This is a genomic window from Rhodomicrobium lacus (assembly GCF_003992725.1).
GTDB lineage: Bacteria > Pseudomonadota > Alphaproteobacteria > Rhizobiales > Rhodomicrobiaceae > Rhodomicrobium > Rhodomicrobium lacus.
Genome location: NZ_RZNF01000012.1, coordinates 614213 through 636988 on the forward strand (window position 1 = coordinate 614213; position 22776 = coordinate 636988).

Below are 22776 nucleotides of genomic sequence, written 5' to 3' on the forward strand. Positions count from 1 at the left end.
TAAAAGGAAGACGCCGCATCGCAAGAGACGAGAGCCTTTTCGCGCAGAGAAACGCGAGGAGGCTCTGGAAGGCGGGGCTGATACAGGAGCAACGGCATGCGCTTGAGATCGATCGTCCCCGCAGTTTTCATGGCAAGCGCCGCCGTCACCGGCGGCGTGGCTCTTGCGCTGGAAACGCCTCCGCCTCCGTCCGCTTCGGCGCCCGCCAGCCCTGATGCGAGGCCCGTCGACCCCGAGGCGAAGCGGCTCGCGCACGCGCTGATCGAGGATGTCCTCACGGCCAGCCACGCAGCGGAAATCTACGGCGATTTGCAGCGCACCCTGCGTGACGTTTACATCCCCATGATGCGCGAAATCATCCAGGGCGGTTATCCCGGCGTGCCGGACCCGACCCCGGAGGTCACGACGCAACTTGCGAAACTTCTCACGGCCATGGACTACATGCGCAAGGCGGGCGAGGAACTCGACGTTGCGCTCGCCGAAAATCGCGGTGCCATCGTCTCCGACTTTGCCGCGCAGCTTGCCCGCGAGGCGAGCCGCGACGAAATCGCCGATGTCCGCGCGATGCTGGAGCTGCCGGCCGTACGAAAGGGCTTCGACGTTCTTTACGCGGCGTCGAAACTCGTGACCGGCTACACCTACGAAGACAGCCGTGTCGTGTCGGAATTCTCGGCATGGGCGAAGCAGCTCGACGCGGCGAAGAACCTGAAGGGTCTGCCGGGGCTTGACACGAGTTCCGTTTCGGTGCCGTCGGCGGCGAAGGTCCGCAAGGCGCAGGCCGTGGTCGACGATCTCGTTCGCATCTCGCATCTCGAAGACAACGTGGCGCGCGTGAAGCGTTTCGCCCGCGACGTGTACCTGCCGACCGCTCCCGTTTCAGAGGAGGAGCGCGCGAAATTGTCGGCGCAGATCGACGAATTCGAGTTCACCTATAATGTGCGCAAGGGGCTCGTGCTCGCGCTCGCTCCCTCGATCGTTGCATCGGTGCTTTCGGACGCAGACCTCGACACGTTCCACCGCTTCGTTCTCACGCCGTCGTTTGCGAAGGGCTTCGATCTTCTCGGCAATGCGGTGGTCGCCGCAACGGCCTTCACGAAGGACGACATCGTTCAGGCGCAGAAATCCTTCGAGGATTTCGACCGCAAGGCGCAGGTGCGCGAGCGCGCGAAGAAGGACGGTGAGAAAGTCACAGACGAATGGCAGGCGCTCATCGATAAATGGCGAGAGAAGCTTGCGGACCGCCTGTCGCCGGAAACGCGTCAGGGGCTCGAACGCTCGCTTGAAGACCTGGACAAGACCGGCTCGCCGATCTGACGACAAAGGCAGCGAGGCCGCTATCGTTTTGGCGATCAATGAGGCTCGTGCGATCACCGCCCGAGCCTGCAACCATAAAGAAACTCATGACATTCGATTACGATCTCTTTGTCATCGGCGGCGGTTCGGGCGGCGTTCGTTCTGCGCGCCTCGCGGCCAAGCTCGGGGTGCGGACCGCCATCGCCGAGGAATACAAGTTCGGCGGCACCTGTGTGGTACGCGGCTGCGTGCCCAAGAAGCTGTTCGTTTACGCGAGCGAATTCGGCCGCGCCATCGACGACGCACGCGGCTATGGCTGGACGGTCGAGGGCAAGCGGTTCGACTGGAAAGCGCTCGTTGCGGCGAAGGACAAGGAAATCGAACGCCTCAGCGGCCTTTATTCGGGCGGCGTGGAAGCGGCGGGCGGCACCGTGTTCAACAGTCGCGCCGAAGTGCTCGATCCGCACACCGTCCGGCTCCTGGCCGAGGATCGCACCGTTACGGCGGAACGCATCCTGATCGCGACGGGCGGTCATCCGTTTCTGCCCGACATTCCCGGCATCGAACACGCCATCACCTCGAACGAGGCTTTTCATCTTGAGGAACTGCCGAAGAAGATCGTGATCGTCGGCGGCGGTTATATCGCGGTGGAGTTCGCGGGGATCTTCAACGGCCTCGGGGTCGACGTGGAACTTGTTTATCGCGGGGGCGAAATCCTGCGCGGCTTCGATCACGACATGCGCGAGGGGCTGACCTCGATCATGCGCCAGCATGGCGTCACGATCACCTGCAACACGGAACCGGTCGCCATCGAGAAGACCGGCGCAGGGCTGACGGTCGCAACAAATCGCGACACGCGCATCTCTTGCGATCTGGTGATGTTTGCCACGGGCCGCCGACCCAACACGGTAGGGCTTGGACTTTCGAAGCTCGGCGTCAAATGCGGCTGGAACGGTCGCGTGATGGTCAATGACAGTTATCAAAGCTCGGTGCCGAGCATCTATGCCGTGGGCGATGTGACCGACCGCGTGAACCTGACGCCGGTCGCGATCCGCGACGGGATGGCCTTCATCGAGGCGGTCTACAAGAACAACCCGAACCCGGTGGATCTCGCGTTTCTGCCGACGGCGGTCTTCTCGCAGCCCGAAATCGGCACGGTCGGTTATACCGAGGAAGCGGCGCGCGAGATGTTCCGCGCGGTGGACATTTACAAGGCTGCCTTCCGTCCGATGAAGAACATTCTTGCCGGGCGTCCCGAGCGCACGATCATGAAGCTGGTCGTCGATGCCGACTCGGATCGCGTGCTGGGTGTGCATATCCTCGGGCCCGACGCGGCGGAGATCATTCAGGCCGTCGCCATCGCGGTCAAGATGGGCGCGACCAAAGCCGATTTCGACGATACGATCGCGCTGCATCCGACGATGGCGGAAGAACTCGTGACGATGCGCGAGAAGTGGACGCCGCCTGCGGGGGTGTAAATCGGTCGATCCGGACGCCGGAACGCGATGGGGCGAGAGCCCGCATCGCGCCCGATCCCCAAAAAGCCGCACGTCAAATGCGGGGCGTGATCGGGTTCCTTTGCGCACGCGAATCTCACACCGGCCGCGAGCCGGGTGGTGCGCCTCGATAGCGCGATATTCACGGGCCTCGACGAAAGATGAGACCGTGAAGAAGGCGCTCCAATCGGATCGCGGGAAGTAATCCGTTCGTGTCTGTTTCAAGCTTCGACACAGGTGCCGATCAGGCCGATATCGACCTGATCGGACTGATCGTAGTTCAGGCGTCAAGGGGCACTGCGGTTTGACGCGCGTCACTTGCCGGCGGTTCATCCCGCACGGGCGCAACGGTGCTCGTGCGGAGGAGCGGGATCATGGCGATCATAGCCGCGACGAGAAGGACGACTTCGATCGAATAGACGACGATATATCCGGTTGCCGGGCCGAAAGACTGCTCGCCGAAACTCGCGATCACGTCACGAATGATGCCGCCGCTCGCAACAGCGAAGCCCGCTGCCGTCGCCTGCGCGGCGCCCCAGGCGCCGAGCGCGAGCCCCGTCTGATCCTTGGGCGCGAGGTTCATGGTGGCGGTCAGGGTACCGTGACCGAAAAGGCCGGCGCCGAAACCGATGAGCGACGTGCCGACCACGAACAGCCACGGCTGGGATGTCGGAGCCGCCATGATCACCGCGAGAAAGGCCGGGATGCCGACCAATGCTCCATAGAAGGCCATCCGGAAGGGATCGAAGCCACGGCTCAGCACACGCGATGCCAGCGCGAAACCGAGGAGGCCGCCGACTGCAAGCGTGGCCGTGAGTTTCGTCGTGGCGCTGACCGAGAGGTGCAGGATCTGGCCGCCATACGGTTCGAGCAGGACGTCGTGCATGCTGAAGGCCGCTGTGCCGAGAGCCACGGCGCCGAGGCGACGGATCGCGTTGCCGCCTTGCACGAAGACCGCCCACGATTCCTGGAACGTGGGATCTTTCTGATTCCGCTCTTCCTCCGTCAGCAGGCGGGACGGACGGCGCGCCTCCTGTTTCCACAAGGCGATCGTGTTCAGCACGAGCGTTGCGACAGCCGCGCCCTGAATGACCTGAATCAATCGGCCCGGCGTGAAGTCCGTCAGAAGAAGGCCGAAAAGGATCGCGCTCAGGATCATGCCGAACAGCAGCATGACATACATCAGGCCGACGACCTTCGGCTGCGATTCCTTCGGCGCAAGGTCGGTGGCGAGCGCAAGTCCGACCGTCTGGACGGTGTGGAGGCCAGCCCCGACGAGCAGGAACGCGATGCCCGCCGCGAGATGCCCGATCCAGGCGGGCACGGCGACATCGCCCTGCCCGGACAGGATCAGAATGGCGAAGGGCATGATCGCCAATCCGCCGAACTGAACGAGCGAACCCTGCCAGATGAAGGGCACGCGCCGCCATCCGAGAACAGACTTATGAGTGTCGGACCGGTGCCCGATAAGCGCGCGGAACGGCGCGAAAAACAGTGGCATCGACACCATGATCGCGACGACGGAAGCGGGAACGTTCAGTTCCACGATCATCACGCGGTTGAGTGTGCCGACGAGAAGCACGAGCGCCATGCCGACCGACACCTGGAACAGCGACAGGCGCAACAGACGGGAGAGCGGAAGTTCAGGCGTCGCCGCGTCCGCGAAGGGCAGAAACTGCGATCCACGAGTGAATATGAAAGTCGTCACTCGCTGGCTTATACGAGTCATCGATCAAGCAACTCCAACTGAAGGGGCCATGCCGGCCACGGGAAACCTTCGCCGAATATGCGACCGGAAAGTAGCGCTGCTCTCGGAAACGCCATAAAAAGCGCCGCAAGACGACCCCCGTCGCCTTCGCACCGCTTCACCTGACCGTGTCGTGCCCAGCCAGCCTATAGGCCGTTTAGACCGAGTAAGTTGCGCTGGTCGTGCCGCCAAGCGCGGCATTTCGTACCCTCAAGACGCCGCATCTCTTACGGCAGCCTGCGCGACAGCAGCCTTGCGGGCCGCGCGCAGGCTTATAACTTCCGGCTTCGACGGGGTCCGATTGCCCGGACCAACCGTTCGAAGTCTCCCGCAAACGAGAGACGCCGAAAGGTGCCGCCTCGCTACGCCCGCACTAAAGAACGCCCAAGATCCGGGAGGATCCGGGCCCTATGTGCGGGCTGCGAGACGAAGCGAATTAGCGAACGATCGTGGTTTCGATCGAAGCGGTCTTCGCAGCGGCGCCGTTCCAGTACTTCGGGAACCAGCTCGTGTGACCGACCAGAGCGGCGTGCACGAGGATCGCGATCAGCGTGACGGTGCCGAGAAGGAGGGGGAGACCAACCTTCGGGGGGACGACGAGCCAGATGCCGGCTTGGCCATCAGTATCAGCCATAGTGAATTCTCCTGATTAGTGGATGAGAGAGATTAGTGGAGCCAGGGGGTGTAGATGTAGGCCAGGACGTGAGCCACAACCGCAATCGCGCCGAACACGCGGGTGCCGTTGATGACGTGGCCGTGCAACTCCTCGGCTTCCGCCAAGGTAAGACCCGTCGGATAAACCTTCACCGGATCAGCCATGATAGTACCTCCTTAAAAGGACCTGCTGGTTTTCGTGCTGGAACCCGCACGTGGGTGCTCTCAAGCTGCCTGTCGAGCGGACACGTTTCTTGTGGCAGCTTGGGTGTAAGCATATGCTGACAATCGCATGCGTCAACCGGATTTGACAGGCAAAACTGGCTTTGGGGCATTATGACGCAAGGTTGCCTAGCAAGAAACAAGAGGCTACCGTGCAAAACGTCGCGGATAAACTCCAAATGCGCGACATTCCGTCCAGTTAATAAAGTAAAGACAGAAAAAATACGTCTCTTTTCTTGGGTTGCGACAAAAAAGATTTGGTGAAAAACTGTGAATTAGCCGCAGCCGTCAAAAATAGTTAAGGCGGAAACGTGACCGGTATGCGGTACGGATCGAGCAAGCCATAAGGACAAACGACGGCATTTTTGAGGAGCGCGCGAGGAAAAGGCGGGACGATTGGAAAACCGTGCCGGCACGCTCGCCGCACCCGAGGCGCCAAACAAAAAATATGCCGCGCTGCCTGTCACGGCGTTGCCCGGCTTCAAACGGATATGGCGCCTGCGTGCGGGAGAAGGGAATGCCGCGCGCAGGCTGCGGATGCAAAAGCACCGCCTGACCGAGCACGAAGCCCAGCCAGACGGCACCTAGCGAACTTACTTCACGATGGAAGTTTCGATCGCTGCAACCTTCGCGGCCGCGCCGTTCCAGTACTTCGGGAACCAGCTCGTGTGACCGATCAGAGCGGCGTGCACGAGGATCGCGATCAGCGTAACGGTGCCGAGAAGCAGCGGGAGACCGACCTTCGGGGGGACGACCAGCCAGATGCCGTGTTGACCATCAGTATCAGCCATTTTCAGCTCTCCAGTTTGCTAAGAGTAATTAGTGAAGCCAAGGCGTGAAAGCATACGCAAGGAAGTGCGCGACGAGCGCAACGGCGCCGAACACGCGCGTGCCGTTGATCACGTAGCCGTGCAGCTCTTCAGCTTCCGCCAGCGTCAAACCCGTCGGGTAGACCTTATTTGGGTCAGCCATGTGTAACTCCTTCAAGGATTTGGTTTTTCTCTGTGAGGGCCGCGTGCGGCTCTACGGCTTGACCATATTCCAGAGGCATTTGGTGTCAATGACAATTGACAGAAAAGCGGGGATTTGTGTCAATCTGCCACAAGCTCAGAGGGGTCTTAAGCCTTGAGAACGCTTGTGAAAAAAGAATTAATCTAGGGTTTCAAGTATAGCGTCGTTTCGGTATGCAGAGAAAATCCGCCCCTTCGTTTCGTAGTTTGACCTGAGCCTGAAAAGTTTGATAGTCGGACCAGGCCTTCGGGAGCAAGCAGTGATCGAGATTTACGGACGGCCAACAGCATGGAATGTCAGGAAGGTCCTCTTCTTTACGGAAGATGCGGGCATTCCCTGCCGGTGTATCGATTACGGACGCGAATTCAGGCCGACGAATACGCCAGAATTCCTGGATCTCAATCCGAATGGACTGGTGCCCGTGCTCAGGGATGGTTCGTTCACGCTGTGGGAAAGCCATGCGGTGCTGCGTTATCTGGCCGCGAAATATGGCCCTCCCGGCTATTACCCCGTTGATTTTCAAGGGCGCGCGATCGTCGACCAATGGCTCGATTGGAAGCTCGGCCACGTGTCGCCAGCACTTCGGGTGCTCTTCATGAGATATTTTCTCAGGATCGGCGAATTCACAGACCGGGAGGCGGCCGATCGGGAGGCCGAAGCGAATCGCCTTTTTACGATCCTCGATGGTCGTCTCGAAAAAACGAGCGCCTATGTCGCGGGGCCGGAGATCACGATCGCCGACAGCGCACTCGGCATGGCGGTCCATCGCTGGCTCAATCTTCCGCTGCGTCGCCCCGACCTTCCGCACGTGATTCGCTATTATGAGAGGCTGCAAAAGTTGCCGTCATTCGAAAAGACGGTATGCATCGGCATACCGTAGGGCAATTCAAGCAAAAGCGGGAACCGGCTACCCGTACGGAATTGCTTCAGCGCAGCGAGCCGGAGCGATTCTGCGACTGGAGGAAAGCGATTACGTTCCGCGCCGGAGCGTGACCGCGCAGGCATCGATCCCCCTTTCGCAAGGAGCAATCGCAGCGCGAGAGCAGATTCAACCGCGGCGCGCCACCCACGTCGTGATTTCCGCGGCTACCTGCTGGAACGCGGTATTCAAAGCATGAATGCCTGCGTTCGGATCGGGGGACGCGGCGGCCACGCTGGCGTGGAAACGCTTCGTGGTGACGACGGAAGAGGTTCGCTCGTCCACGAGTTTCACGTAAACGTCGACGACGGCCTCGGCCGAACCGGACGTGGCATCCACCTGAAAATCGCGGATTTCGATCGCCAGCGACAGGTCGCCCGTCACGCGGTCCTGATTGGTGAGCACCGCTCGAAAGGCACCGGAATTGGCCAGCGTCTGAACAAGCCGGGCCTGAAACAGAGCGGGAAGCCTGTCACCCCAGGCCGCTCCGGAAAAATAGGCGACACGGCCATTCCCGCCCTTGACGAGAATTTCAACGGTGTCGATTGTCTTGACGGCCACCGGAGGATAAACGGTGATTTGGATGCCGCGAGCGTGCATCCGCTCAACCTGCGGTGCTTCGAGATCGAATGTCGCAGGTGCCGACGCGCCGACAAGCCCGCTTACGGCACAGCCGCCCAGCATCCCCGCCGCCATGATGGCGGCTATCTCACGCATCAATCGCATGATGCCCCAAAGCCCCTCTCGATTCGTACGGCGACTATAAGCGATATTTCCCGTCTCGACGGCTCATTTTCCCTCGCCCGAGCGTTTGAAAACGATACCGGCGTCATAAAGAAAACGCGACAAATCATGTGTATAGAGCTTTGCCTGCGTTACAAAAACGAGAACAAGGCTCTTTCCGTTCTGATCTGATTGAATCGCAATCGGATCGGTAACACGGTCTCTTCTCGACTCTCCGAGGCGGCTTACCGATCTGGTTGGAACAACCCAATCGAATCCGCCTCTAGTATTTCGGCGACTGCTGACCGCCGAGCAGAAAGCCCGTTGGATTGCGGTCGATTTTCTGAACGACGCGGTCGAGGCTGTCGACCAAGCGCCTGCCATCCTTGGCTAAAAGTTCGAATTCCCGAAGCGAGCGATCAGCCTGCTGCGTAAGCGCGCCGGACTTGTCTCCGATGGATTTGTCGAGCTTCTCGGAAAGCTGCCGAATTGAAATCGCCGCCTGTTGCACCTGCGACACGATCGAATTCGGGTTGTCCGAGGATTCGCCGGCCAGTCTGTCGACCGCGGAGTCGATCTTCGCACTGACGGCGGCAAGTTTCTCGGAGAGCTGCCGCACATTCTGGATGACGGCCGCCACGTCGTCTTTCCGCTCGGCCATCATGCCGGTGAACGTTTCGAGATTGGTGACGGTGCGCCGGAGCGAGTCCTCGTTGTTTGCGATGAGATTGTTGAGGCGCACGGCGAGAGCGCTCGCCTGACCGGCGGCGTCGGACACACCCGCAAAGAGGGACCCCGATGCCCCCGGATCGGCGAGGATCACGGGAATGCGCTCGCCGGGTTTCGCCTGAAGCATAGGCATGTCGGGCGTGCCGGGCGTGATCTCCATCGCGACCCATCCGGCGAGCCCCTGCTGCGAAATGCGCGCGTGGCTGTTGGTGCGCACCGGGGTGTCCTGCCTGACCGAAATCAGGATGCGCACCTTCCGCGTATCCTCCGGCAAAAGCTCGATCTGGCGAACCGCGCCGAAGCGGATGCCGTTGAACATGACGGGAGAGGCAACGGTGATGCCCTGCACCGAGCCGTCGAGTATCACGTGATATTCCTTCCCGGCGCCGCCGTCGGAATCGTGCTTCATCCAGTAGATGAAGCCGAGCAGCGCCGCGATCAGCCCGAGGACGAAGACGCCGACGATGAGGTAATTGGCCCGTGTTTCCATCTCAGGATGCCTTTGCGATTTGTCGTCCGCGCTCGCCGCAGAAATAATCGCGCACCCACGGATGGCCGGGATCGCGGACGAGGTCCATCGGCGCGCCTTCGCGCACGACATGCTTGTCGGCCAGCACCGCCACGCGGTCGCACACGGCGAAGATGCTGTCGAGATCGTGGGTGATCATGTAGACGGTGAGCCCGAGCGTTCGCTGCAGGCTCTGAATCAGCCGGTCGAACGCCGCCGCGCCGATGGGATCGAGCCCCGACGTCGGCTCGTCGAGGAAGACGATGCGCGGATCGAGCGCCAGCGCCCGAGCCAGCCCCGCGCGCTTCCTCATGCCGCCGGAGAGTTCCGACGGGTATTTGTATGCCGCGTTCGGGGGAAGCCCCACCATGGCGATCTTGAGGAGGGCCAGCGCGTCCATGGTCTTCTGCGGCAGCTTCATATGCTCGCGCATCGGCACCTGCACGTTCTGGAGAACCGTGAGCGAAGAAAACAGTGCGCCGTCCTGAAACAGCACGCCGACCTGACGTTCGACCTTCACGCGTTCGGTCTTAGAGAGGGACGCGAAGTCACGGCCGAGGATTTCGACACTTCCTGCCTCGAAGGGCAGAAGCCCGAGGATCGTGCGCAGCAGAACGGATTTGCCCGTGCCCGACCCACCCGCGATGGCAAGGATTTCGCCCGCGCGCACGTCGAGGTTCAGGTTCTCGAAAATGAGCTGGCTGCCGAAATGCTTCGTCAGCCCGCGAATGCGGATCGCATAATCGGGCTGCGTATCGAGTAAGTGGGGGGCCGTCATGTTCAGAACCCCGCCGCGGAAAGGAAGATGGCGAAGACCGCGTCGAGCACCAGCACGAGAAAGATCGCCTTTACCACCGCCGTCGTCACCTGTGTGCCGACCGACTCCGCGCTGCCTTGAACGCTCAAGCCTTCGAGACAGCCGACGAGCCCGATCACGAGCGCGGCAAACGGAGCCTTGATAAGCCCCACATAGAGATGCTTCGTCTGCACGGCGCTGTTGAGCCGTTGCAGATACATGTCGGTTTCAAGCGAAAGATAAAGCTTCGCCATGACCGCGCCGCCTGCAAGCGCCATGATGTCGGCCAGGAAGACGAGAAGCGGAAGCGCAATCATCAGCGCGAGCACGCGCGGCAGCACCAGCGTTTCGATGGGATCGATGCCGAGCGTGCGCATGGCGTCGATCTCTTCGCGCATCTTCATGGTGCCGATCTGTGCGGTGAAGGCCGAGGCCGAGCGCCCCGCGACCATGACGGCGGCGAGGATCACCCCAAGCTCGCGCAGCGCGAGGATGCCGAGCATGTCGATCGACATCGTTTCCGCGCCGAATTTCTGGAGCTGGAACGCGGCCTGCTGCATCACGACGCCGCCGATGAGGAAGCTCACCAGCGCGATGATCGGCACGGCGGAAAGGCCGGTCTGCTGAAGCTGGTGGATGAAGGCCTTTATCCGGAAACGCCCCGGACGCACCACGACGCGGGCGAACGCCGCGGTCGTTTCGCCGAGGAAGGTGGTGAGGCGGATAGCGTCCCGTGCGATGGCCGTGGCGGCGGAAAGGAAACGGCGGAGAGATTCGATCGCGGCGCCGTCGCGCGGTGGCGCTTCCTCGAACGAGGCCGGGGCTGCGCGCGCAATCTCATCGAGCAGGATGCGGTGTTCGGGACACGCGCGCGCGAAATCGGCGGTTGCGGCGGCGAGCTTGCCGTCCCTGAGACCTACGAGGGTCAGCGCGCCCGCCGTATCGAGCCGCCGCATATCACCGATGTCGATCTCGTGAGCGGGACCGTTCGACGCTTCGACGGCTTCGACGGCTGCCTGCGCGTCGCGCAGAGCCGCGAGTGTCCAGTCGCCGGACACAAGGATACGACGCGTCCCGCGCTCCTCGGCGGAGCGGAGGGCCGGCTTTGCGATCCGGTCCAGAACTTCGTCGTAATCGTGCATCCGTCTACTTCATGAAAGAACTGTTAAGCCATAGCGAGGATCAGGTCTCGAGTCTGTGAAAAACTGTCGCAAATCTTCGTGGGGTGTTCCTGCCAGCCAACCATGACAAGAACGAGACGCCAAAAGACGGTGCTATTTTGTCAAGCGTTTGGAAAGGTTTACTCAGTAGTGTTTCTACAACCGATTTTCGAACACCCGGCGGCGAGTATGACAATCCTTCCCATGGCTCCCCTGTCAGAGGCCGACTACTGCGCGATTGAAAGCGCCCTTCTTGCGACCGAAAAGGGTCGACGCTTCCTGCGCGCCTATGTCGACCGCAACCGCGGGCTTGAGACGCTCCGCCTGCTCCGCTCGATTTCGCGGCTGCACCGCGCGGCGCTCGGAGTGCCCGGCCTCAACGCCGAGGTTTGCCGGGATCTCTCCGGCATTCTCAGCACCGTCTCCAGACATCGGCACAAGGCGTTCGACTGCTTCGACGATGGCGACAAGGCGGAACTCCTGTCGAACGGTCTTGAGGAAATCGAGGCTGCGGTGATCGCGCTCATCGAATCGATCGAGGATCGCATGGCCGACGCCCTGAACGAGGAACTCGAATCTCAGGCGCAGCGCTCTGATTCGCCTGCCGCTCCCTATGCTTCGGATCGCACCGCCAAACTGTTCGGTGAGCTTTCCTCCTATTTCACGACCGAGTCGCGCTGAAGCTTCCATACAGGAATACCGCCGCAACCCGCTTCGGGCGAGGATGCCGCGGATTCCTCCCGCGCCGCCCAGCCTGCCGGCGCATTCAACCCAGACACTTCCCAAGTATCCCCTACTGAGCATGCGCGAGGCATTCCGTGCCAGCGCGCTCCCGCAGCCCGCCTGCCCTTTGAGCCGGATCTCCCGTCATTTGAACGGCTTACGTCTTAATGGCTGCGGCGCACCAATAGCCCCCGTTTGAGCTTGGCTCGAAGATTACGCTAAACCTACTCCAGGTTGAAGCGAGGCATTCTTGCAACGCTCTGCGATTTAACGGGTTGCGCGTATCCCGGCACGACAATCAGAGATTGATACAGCCACAGGTTGCGTTTAAGTGGTTAATCGAAACTTAGTTGTTTTGAAACGGAAAAGCCATGATTGTCATCGTCGACGAACGCGAAACGGTGTTGAATGGATATGCCGCCTGGTTCTGCCGGGAGGGGGTTTCCGCAACGGGGCTTGCACCGCATGATTTCCGGCAGTGGGTGAATACCGCTCCGGAGCCGGATATCGACGCGGTCGAAGCCTTTCTGCTCGGTGACTTTCAAAATCGCGAGGAAGTGCCGATCAAGATCAAGTCGCGGTCCGGGGCGGCGGTGATCGCCATGAATGAAACGAAATCCCTGAACGACACGCTCGACCTGTTCGCCGCCGGTGTGGACGACGTTGTGCGCAAGCCCGTTCATGTTCGCGAAATACTTGCCCGCATCCGCGCCATCAGCCGCCGCTCGCAGCAGGAGGCGCAGAACCAGCCGCTTTCCGGCCGTATCCGCGTCTTCTCGGATGGCCGCGATCCTGAGATCGATGGCGAGCCGCTTCCGCTTCCGCGCCGCGAACGCCGCATCCTTGAATATCTCATGGCGAACAAGGGACGCCGCGTGACGAAGTCGCAAATCTTCAATTTCGTCTACGGATTGTTCGATGATGGTATCGACGAGAACGTCATCGAGAGTCACATCAGCAAGTTGCGCAAGCGGTTGCGTCAGCGGTTGGGTTCAGACCCGATCGACTCGCAGCGCTTCCTTGGCTACCGGCTCACGCAGGACTAGATCAGCCTGCGTGAATAGGAGCCTGATGTGACGCGGAAGCGGATCGACGCGTCCGGTTTGCGGCACGATGCGGTGATCGCAGGGCGCGCGTGACGATCATGCCCGAAATGCCTGGCCTCTGATCGCGCATCGTTTGCACCGTGTGAACGGATTTCGATCGTTCCGGCACGCCGGAGAGCGGTAATTTGGTGATGGCATCAGCTTCTTTCGCCGACATCCGATCGCTCATGGGGCGGTAAACGGCTTTCCTGCCGGGGCGGGAGAAACGAAAGCGTATGTTCGGCAATGGTTTTTTCCTCATTCGCCGCCACGACGAAGATCTTCACGCGCGACGTGTCCGCGCTGAGGAGCCGCTCGTGTCGCGCGTTGCGCTGCGCGTCGAGGGAAAGGCCGAGCCAGTCGAAACCGGCGCAGATCCGCGCGCGAAGGTCGGCGGCATGCTCGCCGATGCCGCCTGAGAAAACGAGCGCGTCCAGTCCCCCCAAAACGGCGGTAAGCGCGCCTATTTCGTAGCGGGCGCGATGGACGAAATAGGTCAGCGCCCCGCGCGCGCCGGGCGTGTCCGTCTTTTCGAGGTCTCGCACGTCGTGCGAGAAGCCCGACATGCCCTTCAAGCCCGAGCCGCGATGAAGAAGCTGCGTCACGGCGTCGACGCTCATGCGGCGCTCGGTCAGAAGATGCAGGACGACACCGGCGTCGATCTGCCCGCAGCGCGTTCCCATGGCAAGGCCGTCCAGCGGCGTAAAGCTCATCGTCGAACTGACGCTGCGCCCTTCCTTCATCGCGCACATGGAGGCGCCGTTGCCGAGATGGGCCATGATCACGCGCCCCTCGGCAATTTCGGGCGCGAAGCCGCGAAGCTCATCCACGAGGTGCTCGTAGGAAAGACCGTGAAAGCCGTAACGGCGCACGCCTGCGTCGTAATATTCGGGCGGCAAGCCGAATGTGTCGTTTTCCCAAGTGTGCGAGCGGTGAAAGGCGGTATCGAAACAGGCGACCTGAACGGCTGCGGGGAACACCTTTCGCGCCGCGAGGATGCAGCGGATGTTGTGCGTCTGATGCAGCGGAGCCAGCGGAATGAGTGTGCGAAGCTCCAGCAGAGCGTCTTCGTCCACGCGCAGGGGCTTCGTGAACTTTGTGCCGCCATGCACGATGCGGTGGCCGACGCCGACGATCTTCCGCTCGCCGCCGTGGTGGTGAACGAAATCGAGCACCTCGTGGAGCGCTGCCACATGCGACGCGGAAACGGTCGGCCTTGGCGCGAAGGATGGCATGTCCGAACCCGGCGCGGCCTTGACGGAAAACTCCGCCGCGTCGGTGTGCAGGCCCTCGACCTGCCCGCGGAATGTCTCCGCGATGCCATCGTCTTGAATATCGAAAAGCGCGAATTTCAGCGACGAAGACCCCGCATTGAGGGTGATCATGGCATTCTTCATCTGTCGGGTTCCGCAAGTCGCGCGCATGCAAACGCAACGGGCGCGTGTGTGATGTGTGAAGTCAGCCGCTCGTCTTCTCCCGGTTTGCCTTTCGGATACCCGGACGCGGCGCAGTGTCTGCCAAACCGGATGCATCGGCAACCTCGGAAACCGGGTTCTGCGCTGGTCTTGCAGGCAAATCCGGATCGCCGGACCGCGCCATGCCGTCGACCGCGTTCGCACCGCGCAATGTCCGCCTTTCGGACAAGACCCGCCCCGCGAAAACACCTTCCTCAAATGGCCCGCGCCCCTGTACAACTCCAGGCGGAAAGAGCGGCAATCGGAGGATGGAATGTCAGCGGGCGATGCCGAGGCAACGAATACGGAAAGCCGGAAGGTTGTCGCGGCGCTGATGGAGCGCGCCCGTGTCGCGCAGGCCGCGTTCGCCGGGAGCGATCAGGCGCGCGTCGACGAAGCCGTGCGCGCCATGGCCTGGGCGATATACAAGCCCGAGCACGCGGAAGAACTCGCCCGCATCGCCGTCTCCGACACGGGTCTCGGCAACGTGCCCGACAAGATCGACAAGAAGCAGCGCAAGACCTTTGGCACATTGCGCGATCTTCTGCGCGTGAAGTCGGTCGGCGTGATCGAGGAAGACCCGGCGCTGGGCATCGTCAAATATGCGAAGCCGGTTGGCGTCGTCGGCGCCGTGACACCCTCCACCAATCCGGGCGCGACGGCGGCCAACAAGGGAATGATGGCGATCAAGGGCCGCAATGCCATGATCGTCGCGCCGTCGCCGCTCGGCTACACGACGACCGCGCGCGCCGTGGCCCTCATGCGCGAGGGACTCGCGCGCATCGGCCTGCCGGAAGATCTGCTTCAGGTCTTGCCGCAGCCCGTCACCAAGCATCTCACGCAAGCGATGATGGAGGCGGTCGACCTCGTCGTCATTACCGGCTCGCAGGACAATGTGCGGCGCGGCTACATGAGCGGGACGCCCGCCATCGGCGTCGGCACGGGCAACGTGCCGGTGATCGTGGACGAGACGGCCGATCTCGACGCGGCGGCGGCGAAGATCGCGCAATCGAAAATCTTCGACAATTCCACGTCCTGCTCGTCGGAAAACGCGGTTGTGATCGTCGACGCGGTCTACGAGCGCGCGATCGCGGCGCTGGAGCGGGCGGGAGCGTATCTCTGCGCGCCGGGGAAAAAAGCCGATATCGAAACCGCGCTATGGCTGGGCCACAAGCTCAACCGCCATCTCATCGCGAAGGATGCACGCGTGCTGGCGCGTGCGTTCGGCCTGCCTCGCGATGCGGACGCAGCGCGGTTTTTTCTCGTGGAGGAAACCGGCATCGGGCCCGATTTTCCGTTGTCGAGCGAGAAGCTCTCGCTGGTGCTGACGGTCTATCGCGCGCAAGATTTCGCGGACGCGAAGGATATCGTGCGGCGCATTCTCGATCATCAGGGACGCGGTCACTCGCTCGGCATCCACACCGCGAACATGGACCGCGCGCGCGAACTCGCCGCCGACCTCGACGTGGTGCGCGTGCTCGCGAACTTCGCGCACACCTTCGCGCATGGGGGCTCGTTCGATTCCGGGCTGCCGTTCACGCTCAGCATGGGCTGCGGGAGCTGGCAGAAGAATTCGATCTCCGAAAATCTCAATTACAAGCACTTCCTGAACATCACGCATCTCGTGACGCCGATCCCTGAAAGGCGGCCAACAGAGGCGGAGTTGTTCGGCCCGCATTGGGAGAAGTACGGGCGCTAGCGGTCCGATTCCGTCGTTTGCTCGCAAGCGTGCTGCAAACGGATGCAAATGTCGGAATCGAAAGGACCACTAGCAACATCATGATTCTAGTGGAGCTTTTGAATTTGACATTTGAGCGAGGGCTCGCAGCCACCGGGACTCAAATGTGAAATTCGCTCCACTAGCGAGTCTGTGCGTCCAGCAACGTTGGCGGGTCCGCACCCGGGGCGCGGGCCTCTCGCCCGCGTGGCGAAATCGTGGCGCGGGGTTTCCATTTCGATTGGCTGACGCGCAGAAATTAGCTACAATCAAGAGTAGGGGCAATTCAATCTCGCCGGCTTCGATACGGAAGGGGAGATTATGAGGCTTGTTATTGTTATCGTCGTATTTTTAATTGCACTGCCTCAAGGATCGTACTCGGCTGAAGCCGACGATTTTTTTCATGACAGGATCGATGCGGTCGCATTGCGATTTTCGTCTCTGAATATACCAGATCTTGAGAAAATTCAACTTCCGCAGGCGCAGGCTGACGGATCGCTTATATTCCTTTATGTCTGGCTGCCGAGGACGCGCGCCCCCACGCCCGCATCCTTCGAAGCCAATATCGCCGATTATTTCGACATCACGGCTCCGCTCGGAAATGCTTTCGCGGGCTGGTGCTATCTGCGCAAGCCCGAAACCTACGTCCTCAAGACCGATACGGGCGAGATCGCGGTGCAGCGCATATGGGCTCGGGCATTCCGGGGGAGATCGCCGCTCACGCGCTGCCACGGCGGCATGCCGGGCGCCGCGGGACGGCTCGGCCAGACGCAGGTTTTCGTCGATCCCCGTTCAGGCGTGAAGTCGATGATGAGATCCGGCCATCCCACGCGGTTCCCGCTCGTGGCGCAGGTGCAGTGATCCGGTGTCAAGTGGCGGGATGCCGCCCCATCATTCATCGCGCTTGAGCCGCGCGGCGAGGTCCGGGCGCCGCTCGCGCGTCAGGGCTTCCGACTGCTCGCGGCGCCAGCGTGCGATGCGGGCGTGATCGCCGGACAGCAACACTTCGGGGATTTCGCGTCCCTCAAACGTGCGCGGCCGCGTGTAATGCGGATATTCGAGGAGGCCGTTTTCATGGCTTTCCTCCCCGAGTGACGCCTCCGCGCCGATGACGCCCGGCAACAGTCGCACGCACGCATCGAGAAGCACCATCGCCGCAAGCTCGCCGCCCGAAAGGACGTAGTCGCCGATGGAGATTTCTTCGAGCTGACGCGCCTCGATGGCGCGCTGGTCCAGCCCCTCGAAACGCCCGCAGAACAACAGCACGCCCGGTCCCGCGGCAAGAGCGCGTGCGCGTGCTTGCGTCAGCGGTGTGCCGCGTGGCGAGAGATAGATGCGCGGCAGGTCCGGCGCGTCGACGCTGGCCGCGTCGATAGCCGCCGCCGCCACATCCGCGCGAAGCACCATGCCCGCGCCCCCGCCTGCCGGCGTGTCGTCGACCGAACGGTGCCTGTCGGTCGCGAAGTCGCGGATGTTGCGCGTCGAGAGCCTCCACAGCCCATCCGCAAGACCGCGCCCGGACAGGCTCAGACCGAGCGGACCGGGAAACATTTCGGGAAACAGAGTCAGAACGCTGGCATGCCACACCATTTCAAACGTCCAGCATCTTGAGCCGGGCTTCGGGCTTTTGCCCGCGCGCCAGCCTCAGAAATCCTACCGACACGGGCAGCGCAAAGCGGCGCGGTCCGGCGCTGCCGGGGTTCACATAAAGCACGCCTTCCTTCTCCTCGATCAGCGGCTTGTGCGTATGCCCATGGACCACCACCGACATACCCGCTGCCGCCGGGTCGATCGCGATATCGCGCAAGATGTGCACCACGTAAATATCGACGCCGTCGTGGCTCGCAACCGTATCGAGCGGCAGCGATGCCAGTTCGTAACCGTCGACATTGCCGCGGACCGCGAACACCGGCGCGATGCCGCGCAGCGTCGCGAGCACATCCGGCGCGCCGACATCGCCCGCGTGAAGGATCGCGTCCACGCCCGCCAGCGCCGCCGCGGCTTCGGGGCGAAGCAGGCCGTGCGTGTCGGATATGAGGCCGAGGACGGTCATCGGGGTGTTTCGCTCTCGTCGCCGACGCTGTTTTTCTTCGCAGCGCGCCCCTCCCCTTCCCCGCCCTCATAGGAAGGCCGGACCACTGTCACGCGCCCCCCGCCGAGATCGACATGCGGCACGTGCGCGTTGTCGAACGGGATCAGGACCGGCTGGCGATCGCCGTCGAAACGCACTTCGATGAGATCGCCCGCGCCGAAATTATGCACGCCGATGACCTTGCCAACGACGTCGCCATCCGGCGAAACGGCGGCAAGTCCGATAAGGTCCGAATAATAAAACTCGTCCTTGTCGTCGGGCGGCGGGAGCGCGTCGCGGGAAACGTAAAGCTCGATGCCGTTCAGCGCCTCGGCCTGCGTGCGGTCGGCCACGCCCTTCAGCCGCGCGATCACGGAACCCGCCGATACGGCGCGCATGCCGGAGATTACGAACACCCGCGTGCCGTCGGCGCTCGAAAGCGGTCCGTAGGCCGTGATGTCTTCCGGCGCGGCGGTAAAGGTTGCGATTTTCACCTCGCCGCGCAAGCCATGCGCGCCACCGATACGGCCGAGCAGAACCTTGTCATCTGTCATGCGCTTTGCCTTTTGACGCCAAGGCGGCTGCGGAAGCGAGCGAGCGCGACGACCGACCAGATCGCCTCAACAAGCCCGAACGGCCACGCGCCTTGCAGGAAACCGTAAGCGCTGGCGAGGAGGCACGATCCCGCAAAGGCGAAAATGAACCACGGGCTTCTCTCTTCGAGCGCATAGAAGAGCAGCATCAGCGACACCGCCAAGAGACCGAAAAAGGTCAGCCCGTCCATCGCGGCTCCTATAACAAGCGGAGCGCCTCCGCGAATGCGGCAGGCGCTCCGATAAGTCTACATCCCGCATGAAGCGGGCGTAAAGAAGCGAGCGGCTTACGCGGCTTCGCTCGTCTCTTCGGCCTTTTTGCGCCGCTCTTCGGCACGCTCGACGGCCTTGGTGCCCGGCTCGCCCTTCTGCGGGTTGTTGCGCTCCGGGCGCTTCGCGAGGCCGCGCGCGTCGAGGAAGCGGAGCACACGATCCGTTGGCTGCGCACCGACCGAGAGCCAATGCTTCACGCGGTCTTCGACAAGCGTCACGCGGTCGTTATGGTCCTTCGGAAGCAGCGGATTATAGGTGCCGAGCTTCTCGATGAAGCGGCCATCGCGCGGGGCGGTCGCCTCTGCGACAACGATGCGGTAGTACGGACGCTTCTTCGCGCCGCCGCGGGACAGTCTGATCTTCAGGGGCATGTTCGTCTCCGTTAACTGTTCGGTCTCTGATCTTGCGAAAATTCTGTTCTGCACGAGCCTCGCCCGCGCGGTTGACAGCACTCTTAGCGCTCTCATTTCTTTTTCCCTGGCAGGCCGGGAAGGCCGCCGAAGCGTCCGCTGCCCGGCATGCCCGGAAGGCCCGGCAAACCGCCGCCTCCGCCTCCGAGAATTCCCGGCAGCTTCATGCCCGGCGGGAGCTGCATCTTGCCCGCCTTCGCTGCTTCAATCATTTCGGGCGTGGGTTCCGGCATCTTTCCACCGATGCCGAACAGCTTCGCAAGTCCGCCCTTGCCCTTGCCGACGACCTTCATCATGTCGGCCATCTGCCGGTGCATCTTGAGAAGCTGGTTCACCTCCTGCACGGTGGTGCCGGACCCGGCTGCGATGCGGCGCTTGCGGCTCGCTTGCAGGATTTTCGGGTTGCGGCGCTCCTGTGGCGTCATGGAGGAGATGATTGCGGTCTGCCTTTTGAGCAGTTTTTCGTCGAGATTGGCGGCTTCGAGCTGCTTTTTCATCTTGCCGATGCCGGGCAGCATGCCAAGCACGCCCGACATGCCGCCGATCTTCTGCATCTGGCGGAACTGGTCGGAGAGGTCTTGCAGATCGAACTGGCCCTTGGCGAGCTTCTTCGCCATGGCCTGCGCTTTTTCCTGATCGATGGTCTCGGCCGCGCGCTCGACGAGGCTCACCACGTCGCCCATGCCGAGGATGCGGCCCGCGACACGCTCAGGGTGGAAGTCTTCGAGGCCGTCGAGCTTTTCGCCGGTGCCAAGCAGCTTGATCGGCTTGCCGGTGACGGCGCGCATGGAGAGCGCGGCGCCGCCGCGTCCGTCACCGTCGATGCGGGTCAGCACGATGCCGGTGATGCCGATGCGCTGGTCGAAGGTGCGGGCGAGGTTGACCGCGTCCTGACCGGTGAGGCTGTCGGCGACGAGCAGCGTTTCGTGCGGTTGCGCGATGTCGCGCACCTGCTCGGTTTCGCGCATCAGCTCGTCGTCGATATGGAGACGGCCAGCGGTGTCGAGAATGACGACGTCATAGCCGCCGAGCTTCGCCGCCTGCATGGCGCGCGTCGCGATCTGCTGCGGCGTCTGGCCCTTGATGATGGGGAGCGTATCGACGCCCGTCTGCTTGCCAAGGACTTCGAGCTGCTCTTGCGCGGCGGGGCGGCGGGTGTCGAGCGAGGCCATCAGAACCTTGCGCTTGTCGCGGTCGGTGAGGCGCTTCGCAATCTTCGCGGTGGTGGTGGTTTTACCGGAGCCTTGCAGGCCGACCATCATGATCGGCACGGGTGGTACGGACTGGAGGTCGATGGGGTCGGCTTCCGCGCCGAGCGTCTTCACGAGTTCGTCATGGACGATCTTGACGACCATCTGGCCGGGCGTCACCGAGCGGACGACTTCCTGACCGACGGCCTTTTCCTTAACGCGGTCGGTGAAGCTTTTCACCACGTCCAGCGCCACGTCGGCCTCGATCAGCGCCCGGCGGACTTCGCGCATCGCTTCCGAAACATCGCTGTCGGTCAGCGCGCCGCGTCGGGTGAGCTTGTCGAAGATGCCGGAAAGGCGGTCGGATAGGGATTCGAACATAGGAGGCTTTCGCGTTTCGCTCGGTTCTGGGGAGGTCCGGTTTATTTGTCATCGGCGCGTCGCTCGCGCCCTCAAACGAATTGTCTCGGTCCTGTTTCCTTCAATGCCGACGCTGTGGGCATGTTCCAACACAAAACGCACCCGCGGGCGAACTCTCGCTGGCGGGTGACGGATATGTAATGCAGCCTCCGTATAGACGATTACAATTGCTCTTTCAAATGCGATTTTAGGCGAAATGACGACATTGTGAAATTCAGCTAAAAGGCTGACGCCTTTATGCCGCCTTCACTTTCACGTCGGGCGCATCGCAATGTTTCATGAGGCGCCCGCGCTCCGTAACCAGCACGGTGACGAGCACGGCCGCGAATTGCAGGGTGATGCCGATGCAGAGCGGGCGAACCGAACCGTCGAAGGAATGCCCCACGATCGCGCCGAGCGCCGTTGCCGCGACCGTGGTGTAGAAACCGATGAGCGAAGAAGCGGTGCCCGCGATGTGCCCCATCGGTTCCATGGCGAGCGAATTGAAATTCGCCGACATGAGGCCGAAGCAGAGAAATACCGCCGACATGAAGATGCCGAACGCCCAGAGCGGCGGCTTGTCGGGAAAGCCGAAGGCCGCCATCACCCCGCAAACGGCCAACCCGCCGATGATCGCGCGGTGAGAGACACCGCGCATGCCCACGCGGCGCACGAGTTTCGCATTGAGGATCGAAGCGGCCGCCAGGAACGCCGCGATGAGGCCGAAGGCGATCGGAAAGTCCGCGCCGAGCTCGTAAACATCGACGAAGATCTGCTGCGACGTGATGATGTAGGAGAACAGCAGGCCGAATGAAAAACCGAGCGCAACTGAATAACCGGCGGTCTGTCTCGTGGTCGCAACCACCGCGCATGCCCTCCAGATGGTGCGGGCATTGAAGGGCAGACGGTCGTTCTGATGGAACGTCTCCGGCAGCCGAAAGCCGGACCAGAGCGTCGCCACGAGCCCCATGGCCAGCAGAACCCAGAATATGATGTGCCAATCCGAAAACCGGACGATGGCTTCGCCAAGCGTGGGCGCGAGGATCGGAACGATCACGAACACCATTGTCACGAATGACATGATGCGCGCCATCTCGCGCCCGGCGAAGCGGTCGCGCACCACGGCGATGGCCACGATACGCGGAGCAGCGGCGCCGAAACCCTGAAAGGCACGCGCGAAAAGCAGCATCGCAAAGGAGGTAGCCACGATTGCGAGCACCGTTCCGATTGTGTAGAGCGCGAGGCCGAACAACAGCGGATTGCGCCGCCCATAGGAATCCGAGAGCGGCCCGAAAAGGAATTGCCCGGCTGCGAAGCCCGCGAAATAGACGCTCAGCACGAGCTGGCGCTCGTTCTCCGTCGTCGCGCCCAGCGCGCTGGCGATCTTCGGGAGCGCCGGCAACATGATGTCGATGGAAAGCGCCGTCAGCGCGGTCAGAAGCGCGATGAGGGTGACGAATTCCGGGGTGGACAAGGGAAATCGGGCCGCCTGGTGGGGCTGGGAGGCGTCGTCGGACTTTACAAGCATCTGGTGTGAACTCGGCGGACCTGGATTGGTTCGGTACAAAAAACAAACAGCGCCGATCTGGATAACCGGCGCTGT

Annotated in this window: 25 protein-coding genes; 8 read left to right on the forward strand and 17 right to left on the reverse strand. The window is 62.1% G+C overall.

Annotated elements, in window-relative coordinates:
• The first annotated feature begins 96 nt into the window (after positions 1-96).
• Positions 97-1314, forward strand: a complete 1218-nt coding sequence (locus tag EK416_RS12195) for a hypothetical protein (protein ID WP_127077853.1) — start codon at positions 97-99, stop codon at positions 1312-1314.
• Positions 1315-1400: 86 nt separating this feature from the next.
• Positions 1401-2771, forward strand: a complete 1371-nt coding sequence (gor, locus tag EK416_RS12200; RefSeq protein WP_127077855.1) for a glutathione-disulfide reductase — start codon at positions 1401-1403, stop codon at positions 2769-2771.
• 298 nt (positions 2772-3069) lie between these two features.
• On the opposite strand, the gene EK416_RS12205 is transcribed toward gor, so the two are convergent.
• The 3 genes from EK416_RS12205 to pufB (EK416_RS12215) form a co-directional block, all read right to left on the reverse strand.
• The gene (locus tag EK416_RS12205; protein WP_127077857.1) at positions 3070-4518 is read right to left on the reverse strand and encodes a PucC family protein; all 1449 of its coding nucleotides are present in this window, start codon (positions 4516-4518) and stop codon (positions 3070-3072) included.
• Positions 4519-4972: 454 nt separating this feature from the next.
• On the reverse strand, positions 4973-5170 hold the full coding sequence (locus tag EK416_RS12210; protein ID WP_127077859.1) for a light-harvesting protein: 198 nt from the start codon (positions 5168-5170) through the stop codon (positions 4973-4975).
• A 32-nt stretch (positions 5171-5202) separates the two neighbouring features.
• Positions 5203-5358 carry a light-harvesting antenna LH1, beta subunit gene (gene pufB / locus EK416_RS12215; protein ID WP_127077862.1) on the reverse strand — a complete coding sequence of 52 codons (156 nt, stop codon included), beginning with the start codon at positions 5356-5358 and terminating at the stop codon, positions 5203-5205.
• 450 nt (positions 5359-5808) lie between these two features.
• Here pufB (EK416_RS12215) and EK416_RS12220 point away from each other — a divergent pair, with 450 nt between their 5' ends.
• A complete protein-coding gene (locus tag EK416_RS12220) occupies positions 5809-6000 on the forward strand; it encodes a hypothetical protein (protein ID WP_127077864.1) in 192 nt (63 codons plus the stop codon).
• 5 nt (positions 6001-6005) lie between these two features.
• Here the strand turns inward: EK416_RS12220 and EK416_RS12225 are convergent, their stop codons facing one another.
• Positions 6006-6203, reverse strand: coding sequence for a light-harvesting protein (locus EK416_RS12225; RefSeq protein WP_127077866.1), 198 nt, complete (start codon positions 6201-6203; stop codon positions 6006-6008).
• A gap of 28 nt (positions 6204-6231) precedes the next feature.
• A complete protein-coding gene (gene pufB, locus EK416_RS12230) occupies positions 6232-6384 on the reverse strand; it encodes a light-harvesting antenna LH1, beta subunit (protein ID WP_127077868.1) in 153 nt (50 codons plus the stop codon).
• Between the two features lie 298 nt (positions 6385-6682).
• On the opposite strand from pufB (EK416_RS12230), the gene EK416_RS12235 reads away from it, so the two are divergent.
• Positions 6683-7303, forward strand: coding sequence for a glutathione S-transferase family protein (locus EK416_RS12235; protein WP_164730007.1), 621 nt, complete (start codon positions 6683-6685; stop codon positions 7301-7303).
• A gap of 168 nt (positions 7304-7471) precedes the next feature.
• Here EK416_RS12235 and EK416_RS12240 read toward each other — a convergent pair whose 3' ends face one another.
• The 4 genes from EK416_RS12240 to EK416_RS12255 all read right to left on the reverse strand — a co-directional run bounded on the left by EK416_RS12240 (position 7472) and on the right by EK416_RS12255 (position 11240).
• Entirely contained in the window at positions 7472-8068 is a 597-nt protein-coding gene (locus tag EK416_RS12240) for an ABC-type transport auxiliary lipoprotein family protein (RefSeq protein WP_127077872.1), read from the reverse strand.
• A gap of 280 nt (positions 8069-8348) precedes the next feature.
• Positions 8349-9284: an MlaD family protein gene (locus EK416_RS12245; RefSeq protein WP_164730008.1), complete on the reverse strand. Its 936-nt coding sequence runs from the start codon at positions 9282-9284 to the stop codon at positions 8349-8351.
• Position 9285: 1 nt separating this feature from the next.
• The gene (locus EK416_RS12250) at positions 9286-10080 is read right to left on the reverse strand and encodes an ABC transporter ATP-binding protein (RefSeq protein ID WP_127077876.1); all 795 of its coding nucleotides are present in this window, start codon (positions 10078-10080) and stop codon (positions 9286-9288) included.
• A gap of 2 nt (positions 10081-10082) precedes the next feature.
• Entirely contained in the window at positions 10083-11240 is a 1158-nt protein-coding gene (locus tag EK416_RS12255; protein WP_127077878.1) for an MlaE family ABC transporter permease, read from the reverse strand.
• 207 nt (positions 11241-11447) lie between these two features.
• On the opposite strand from EK416_RS12255, the gene EK416_RS12260 reads away from it, so the two are divergent.
• Positions 11448-11939, forward strand: a complete 492-nt coding sequence (locus EK416_RS12260; protein ID WP_127077880.1) for a hypothetical protein — start codon at positions 11448-11450, stop codon at positions 11937-11939.
• Between the two features lie 413 nt (positions 11940-12352).
• On the forward strand, positions 12353-13027 hold the full coding sequence (locus EK416_RS12265; RefSeq protein ID WP_127077882.1) for a response regulator transcription factor: 675 nt from the start codon (positions 12353-12355) through the stop codon (positions 13025-13027).
• A gap of 197 nt (positions 13028-13224) precedes the next feature.
• On the opposite strand, the gene EK416_RS12270 is transcribed toward EK416_RS12265, so the two are convergent.
• Positions 13225-14451 carry an acetate/propionate family kinase gene (locus EK416_RS12270; protein ID WP_245434038.1) on the reverse strand — a complete coding sequence of 409 codons (1227 nt, stop codon included), beginning with the start codon at positions 14449-14451 and terminating at the stop codon, positions 13225-13227.
• Positions 14452-14794: 343 nt separating this feature from the next.
• Between EK416_RS12270 and sauS the strand changes: the two genes are divergently transcribed.
• Positions 14795-16219, forward strand: coding sequence for an acylating sulfoacetaldehyde dehydrogenase (gene sauS, locus EK416_RS12275; protein ID WP_127077886.1), 1425 nt, complete (start codon positions 14795-14797; stop codon positions 16217-16219).
• A 339-nt stretch (positions 16220-16558) separates the two neighbouring features.
• A complete protein-coding gene (locus tag EK416_RS12280) occupies positions 16559-17098 on the forward strand; it encodes a hypothetical protein (protein WP_164730009.1) in 540 nt (179 codons plus the stop codon).
• 30 nt (positions 17099-17128) lie between these two features.
• Here the strand turns inward: EK416_RS12280 and trmD are convergent, their stop codons facing one another.
• The 7 genes from trmD to EK416_RS12315 form a co-directional block, all read right to left on the reverse strand.
• Complete coding sequence (gene trmD / locus EK416_RS12285; RefSeq protein WP_127077890.1) at positions 17129-17827, reverse strand: tRNA (guanosine(37)-N1)-methyltransferase TrmD; 699 nt, start codon at positions 17825-17827, stop codon at positions 17129-17131.
• 1 nt (position 17828) lies between these two features.
• Complete coding sequence (locus EK416_RS12290; RefSeq protein WP_127077892.1) at positions 17829-18290, reverse strand: metallophosphoesterase family protein; 462 nt, start codon at positions 18288-18290, stop codon at positions 17829-17831.
• The gene (gene rimM, locus EK416_RS12295; protein ID WP_127077894.1) at positions 18287-18862 is read right to left on the reverse strand and encodes a ribosome maturation factor RimM; all 576 of its coding nucleotides are present in this window, start codon (positions 18860-18862) and stop codon (positions 18287-18289) included. Before rimM ends, EK416_RS12290 begins: the two co-directional genes overlap by 4 nt.
• Positions 18859-19092, reverse strand: coding sequence for a hypothetical protein (locus tag EK416_RS12300; RefSeq protein ID WP_127077896.1), 234 nt, complete (start codon positions 19090-19092; stop codon positions 18859-18861). Before EK416_RS12300 ends, rimM begins: the two co-directional genes overlap by 4 nt.
• Before the next feature lie 96 nt (positions 19093-19188).
• Positions 19189-19545: a 30S ribosomal protein S16 gene (gene rpsP, locus EK416_RS12305; RefSeq protein WP_127077898.1), complete on the reverse strand. Its 357-nt coding sequence runs from the start codon at positions 19543-19545 to the stop codon at positions 19189-19191.
• A 92-nt stretch (positions 19546-19637) separates the two neighbouring features.
• On the reverse strand, positions 19638-21155 hold the full coding sequence (gene ffh, locus EK416_RS12310; RefSeq protein ID WP_127077900.1) for a signal recognition particle protein: 1518 nt from the start codon (positions 21153-21155) through the stop codon (positions 19638-19640).
• A 274-nt stretch (positions 21156-21429) separates the two neighbouring features.
• Positions 21430-22701: a multidrug effflux MFS transporter gene (locus EK416_RS12315; RefSeq protein ID WP_127077902.1), complete on the reverse strand. Its 1272-nt coding sequence runs from the start codon at positions 22699-22701 to the stop codon at positions 21430-21432.
• Positions 22702-22776: the final 75 nt, after the last annotated feature.

Excerpts from the sequence above, each read along its gene's own strand:
- EK416_RS12195 (WP_127077853.1), top strand. The coding sequence starts at position 97 with ATGCGCTTGAGATCGATCGTCCCCGCAGTTTTCATGGCAAGCGCCGCC.
- gor (WP_127077855.1), top strand. The coding sequence starts at position 1,401 with ATGACATTCGATTACGATCTCTTTGTCATCGGCGGCGGTTCGGGCGGC.
- EK416_RS12205 (WP_127077857.1), bottom strand. The coding sequence starts at position 4,518 with ATGACTCGTATAAGCCAGCGAGTGACGACTTTCATATTCACTCGTGGA.
- EK416_RS12210 (WP_127077859.1), bottom strand. The coding sequence starts at position 5,170 with ATGGCTGATACTGATGGCCAAGCCGGCATCTGGCTCGTCGTCCCCCCG.
- EK416_RS12225 (WP_127077866.1), bottom strand. The coding sequence starts at position 6,203 with ATGGCTGATACTGATGGTCAACACGGCATCTGGCTGGTCGTCCCCCCG.
- pufB (WP_127077868.1), bottom strand. The coding sequence starts at position 6,384 with ATGGCTGACCCAAATAAGGTCTACCCGACGGGTTTGACGCTGGCGGAA.
- EK416_RS12240 (WP_127077872.1), bottom strand. The coding sequence starts at position 8,068 with ATGCGATTGATGCGTGAGATAGCCGCCATCATGGCGGCGGGGATGCTG.
- EK416_RS12245 (WP_164730008.1), bottom strand. The coding sequence starts at position 9,284 with ATGGAAACACGGGCCAATTACCTCATCGTCGGCGTCTTCGTCCTCGGG.
- EK416_RS12250 (WP_127077876.1), bottom strand. The coding sequence starts at position 10,080 with ATGACGGCCCCCCACTTACTCGATACGCAGCCCGATTATGCGATCCGC.
- EK416_RS12255 (WP_127077878.1), bottom strand. The coding sequence starts at position 11,240 with ATGCACGATTACGACGAAGTTCTGGACCGGATCGCAAAGCCGGCCCTC.
- EK416_RS12260 (WP_127077880.1), top strand. The coding sequence starts at position 11,448 with ATGACAATCCTTCCCATGGCTCCCCTGTCAGAGGCCGACTACTGCGCG.
- EK416_RS12265 (WP_127077882.1), top strand. The coding sequence starts at position 12,353 with ATGATTGTCATCGTCGACGAACGCGAAACGGTGTTGAATGGATATGCC.
- EK416_RS12270 (WP_245434038.1), bottom strand. The coding sequence starts at position 14,451 with ATGATCACCCTCAATGCGGGGTCTTCGTCGCTGAAATTCGCGCTTTTC.
- sauS (WP_127077886.1), top strand. The coding sequence starts at position 14,795 with ATGTCAGCGGGCGATGCCGAGGCAACGAATACGGAAAGCCGGAAGGTT.
- EK416_RS12280 (WP_164730009.1), top strand. The coding sequence starts at position 16,559 with ATGAGGCTTGTTATTGTTATCGTCGTATTTTTAATTGCACTGCCTCAA.
- trmD (WP_127077890.1), bottom strand. The coding sequence starts at position 17,827 with ATGGTGTGGCATGCCAGCGTTCTGACTCTGTTTCCCGAAATGTTTCCC.
- EK416_RS12290 (WP_127077892.1), bottom strand. The coding sequence starts at position 18,290 with ATGACCGTCCTCGGCCTCATATCCGACACGCACGGCCTGCTTCGCCCC.
- rimM (WP_127077894.1), bottom strand. The coding sequence starts at position 18,862 with ATGACAGATGACAAGGTTCTGCTCGGCCGTATCGGTGGCGCGCATGGC.
- EK416_RS12300 (WP_127077896.1), bottom strand. The coding sequence starts at position 19,092 with ATGGACGGGCTGACCTTTTTCGGTCTCTTGGCGGTGTCGCTGATGCTG.
- rpsP (WP_127077898.1), bottom strand. The coding sequence starts at position 19,545 with ATGCCCCTGAAGATCAGACTGTCCCGCGGCGGCGCGAAGAAGCGTCCG.
- ffh (WP_127077900.1), bottom strand. The coding sequence starts at position 21,155 with ATGTTCGAATCCCTATCCGACCGCCTTTCCGGCATCTTCGACAAGCTC.
- EK416_RS12315 (WP_127077902.1), bottom strand. The coding sequence starts at position 22,701 with ATGCTTGTAAAGTCCGACGACGCCTCCCAGCCCCACCAGGCGGCCCGA.